Below are 3,752 nucleotides of genomic sequence, written 5' to 3'. Positions count from 1 at the left end.
AATGTCTAACATAATTATCCTTACAAACAAAAAAAGCTCGGAAGCCGAAGCTCCGAGCCAGTTATTATTTTTTAACTTAGTAAGAAATTATCTTACAACACTTAGACCAATTAGTGGGATACCTTTTACAGCCTTAGCGTCTTTCCACGCAAGGCAAGATTTTTGATCGGTACTCTTTGTTTCACATTCTTTCGGAACAAAGGTACTGTCTTTCAATTTCGTAACAGCCGTATCTGCTTGAACCTTTTTACAAATAGAACTAGTTGTATCAGAACCATCTGCAACTGTCATATAAGCAGGGGCCTTGTTACTTACTGTGTCTACCGCAGTAGTTAGCGTAAGCTCAAGACATTTTTTACCTGCTGATGTCAAAAATACACTTCCAGCTTGCGCTGCACCTTCTGCTGCTCCTTCAGGTAATGCTAATTTACCCTCGCCATCAACTGCAACATTTGTCATATCTTTGATAGATTTGGCAAATTCGGCTTGTGATGTATAGTATGCACCTATATCACTAAGAATAGTGCTAACATTTGTAGCTGCTTTTGCAACTTCTGCGTCATCGCGAGTTGCAGCAAGTCTTGGGATAGCAACAGCTGCTAAGATACCTAAAATAACGATAACGAAGATCAACTCGATCATAGTGAAACCTTTTCTCATGGTTTCCTCCTTGTAAATAGATTTCATTTTACATACATATATGTAAAATGCTCTGATTTACGGAGAATTTTATGTGCTTGAAATAGCCTAAATTTAGGAATTTTATAACTAAATTTGAGTTTTAAAATTTGCACTGAAATTTGGCTGAATTTTAAATTTTAAGCTCTTTTTAAGTGCAAATTTTACGCCTGTTTTGTCATTGCGAGCGTAGCGAAGCAATCCAGTAAAATTTAAAGCAAAATTCTATTTAAATTTTGAAATTTAGCAAAAACACTGCGCCGAAATTTTAAACTCGTAGATTGCCACGAAACGGCTTGCACCGTTTCTCGCAATGACAAATCAGAGGCAAGGGAATTTCCCTGGATTGCTTCGTCGCTTCGCTCCTCGCAATGACAATAGCGAACGCTTCAAAAAATCTTGCAATGACAAACTCAATTGTGACGCAGTATTTTCGAGTTGCAAAGCATAAAAAATACGCAAAATTTTATTTTAAAGTTTCATTGCGCGATTTAGATTGCGCAAATCTGATCTATTTTTGATGAAATGTCCATAGATTTTATTTATCATTTCGAGGTTAGAATGCCCCAGTGTGTGGGCGATGAGAGTGGGAGATATATTTGCGCTAAGTAGATGAGAACAAAAGCTATGCCTAGTGACATGAAGCCCACACGGTGGGAGATTTAGAGATTTTAGAAGTTTTTTAAATTTATAAAGTATAGCAAAATAATCATCGCTAAAAATTCGTCCAGCACCTAAATTTAGCTCCAAAATATGATTTTTAAGTGGTTTTAGCAAATTTATTGTGCGTGATTTACCGTTTTTAGGTGTGGTTAGCTCATACCTAGTTTGATTTTTGTAAATTGTGATTTTATCGGCGTTTAAATCAAAATCTTCCTTACAAAGTGCGAGTATTTCGCCACTTCGCGCCCCAGTATAAAACGCAATAAACAAAAATGTCCTTAATTCTCCTTTTGCGTTGGCTAATAATAACCTAATTTGCGCCTTTGTAAAACAAAATTTGGGTTTGTTAAATTTAGGCAGTTTTTTGATGAATTCAAATGGATTTTGACTTGTAACGCCAAATTTCAAAGCCAAAGAAAAGGCATTTTTGAGATAATTCAAAATCAAATTTATACTTTGGTGACTTAGGTTAGAGTTTTTCATAGCGTTTATGGCGTCGTAAATTTGGCTGTGAGTGTATGAGCGAACATGCAAATCTGGTAAAAAATCAAAAGCTCGATTTATACAGACACAAGCTGTTTTTTGGGTGCTAAGTTTGGCGTGGTGGCGCAAATCTGCGAAATAAAGTGCGCAAAAATGGCTCAAAAGATACGGTTTTGGTGGAATTTGAGTAGTTTGGAGGCTAAATTTGACTTTGTTTTGAGGCAAATTTGAATTGATATTTTGGATTTTTGCAGATATTGCGTGATTTGAGAATAATGTGGTGGTTTTGTTTAGGGCGAGCTTTTGGAAAATTGGGAGCAATGTTTGTTTGACATAGGCTAAGTTATGTTTAGTAAAATCTAGCTTTAATGAGCGCTTGATGATTTTGTTTGCACTTTGGAAGCGAAGATAAATTTTACCATTGTGATTGATAAGTTGCATTTGTGTCCTTTTTCGTAGAATTCACGGAATTGCGCAGTTTGCGCAATCGCTGAGGGCGAATTTTATGTGGTATTTTAAATATTTAGTAAAATTTTATGAAATTTGTTTGAAATTTTTATTTCGTATTGCAAAAATACTACCATAACAGGCTAGCTATGTCGTTATTATAAGCGAAGCGACGAAGTAATCCAGGGAAATTCCATTGCCTCTAATCTGTCATTGCGAGGCGACGCAGTCGCCGTGGCAATCTACGAGCCTAAACCACCAAACGCTCTAATCCCTGTCATTGCGAGCCCAGCGTTGCAATCCATGGAAATTCATTGCGCGCTTACCATTGTCATTGCGCTCCGCAAGCCGGGGATACTGCCTCGATACGCGAATCATTGTCATTGCGAGGCGACGCAGTCGCCGTGACAATCTACGAGCCTAAATTACCATGCGCTCTAATCCCTGTCATTGCGAGCGAGCGTAACGAGCGAAGCAATCCAGAGAAATTCCCTTGCCTCTAATTTGTCATTGCGAGAAACGGCGCAAGCCGTTTCGTGGCAATCCACGACTTTAAAATTCCTTGCGCCAAATTTACTGTCATTGCGAGGAGCGTTAGCGACGAAGCAATCTACGAGTCAAAATAACCAAACGCCAAATTTGCTGTCATTATGAGCGCGCAACGCACACCAATCCGCCAAATTCCACACCCGCAAACCACGCAAAAATGGGACTTTTTTATAAAATTTTAAAATTTTTTCAAATTTTTTGCAAAAACAATTGAATTTTTTAATTTTTTTTGCTATAATCCACGCAAGTTTTACATATATGTATGTAAAATGAAATCTATTTACAAGGAGGAAGCCATGAGAAAAGGTTTCACTATGATCGAGTTGATCTTCGTTATCGTTATTTTAGGTATTTTGGCAGCTATCGCTATCCCAAGATTGGCAGCTACAAGAGATGATGCAGAAGTTGCAAAAGCAGCTACAAATATTAGCACTATTCTTAGTGATATAGGTGCATACTATACATCACAAGCTGAATTTGCTGCTAGTATTCCAGCTATGACAAATGTCGCTGTTGTTGGCGAGGGTACATTAAAAGCTGATGCGAATGATGCGACTAAAGTAAGCGGAAGTGTAAATTTGGCATCGGCAGGTAAAGAATGTCTTACACTTACGCTAGTTGCTGCGGTAGAGACATCATCTAAAAAGACCCCTGCTTATATGAAAGTTGAGGCTACTGATGATACGAGTTCTATTTGTAAAAAAGTTCAAGGTGATTCTGCGGTTCAAAAATATGTAGATAGTAAGTTCACAGGACAAACTTATAACAAAACTGATAGTAAATGGGAGCCAGATTCATCAGCTACAGATGGTATTCCACTAGTAGGTCTAAGCGTTGTAAGATAATTTCTTACTAAGTTAAAAAATAATAACTGGCTCGGAGCTTCGGCTTCCGAGCTTTTTTTGTTTGTAAGGATAATTATGTTAGACATT

The 3,752-nt window shown here is 37.6% G+C and carries 3 protein-coding genes; 1 reads left to right on the top strand and 2 read right to left on the bottom strand.

The genetic code is table 11. From position 1 onward, the window contains the following. Positions 1 to 87 precede the first annotated feature (87 nt). Both OFN67_RS08020 and OFN67_RS08015 read right to left on the bottom strand, forming a co-directional pair. The gene (locus OFN67_RS08020; RefSeq protein ID WP_270868998.1) at positions 88 to 660 is read right to left on the bottom strand and encodes a type II secretion system protein; all 573 of its coding nucleotides are present in this window, start codon (positions 658 to 660) and stop codon (positions 88 to 90) included. Positions 661 to 1,149: 489 nt separating this feature from the next. Then, a complete protein-coding gene (locus OFN67_RS08015) occupies positions 1,150 to 2,265 on the bottom strand; it encodes a tyrosine-type recombinase/integrase (RefSeq protein ID WP_270868997.1) in 1,116 nt (371 codons plus the stop codon). 851 nt (positions 2,266 to 3,116) lie between these two features. Here OFN67_RS08015 and OFN67_RS08010 point away from each other — a divergent pair. Further along, positions 3,117 to 3,665 (top strand): type II secretion system protein, encoded by a 549-nt coding sequence (locus tag OFN67_RS08010; RefSeq protein WP_270868996.1) that lies wholly within the window; start codon positions 3,117 to 3,119, stop codon positions 3,663 to 3,665. Positions 3,666 to 3,752: the final 87 nt, after the last annotated feature.

The organism is Campylobacter sp. JMF_11 EL3, assembly GCF_027736965.1.
In the GTDB taxonomy this organism is placed as follows: domain Bacteria; phylum Campylobacterota; class Campylobacteria; order Campylobacterales; family Campylobacteraceae; genus Campylobacter_B.
Note: the sequence above shows the minus strand (reverse complement) of the source record. Positions and strands in the feature narration are given on the sequence as shown.

Bases quoted from the DNA above. Each gene is read 5' to 3' on its own strand.
- OFN67_RS08020 (WP_270868998.1), bottom strand. From the start codon at position 660: ATGAGAAAAGGTTTCACTATGATCGAGTTGATCTTCGTTATCGTTATT.
- OFN67_RS08015 (WP_270868997.1), bottom strand. From the start codon at position 2,265: ATGCAACTTATCAATCACAATGGTAAAATTTATCTTCGCTTCCAAAGT.
- OFN67_RS08010 (WP_270868996.1), top strand. From the start codon at position 3,117: ATGAGAAAAGGTTTCACTATGATCGAGTTGATCTTCGTTATCGTTATT.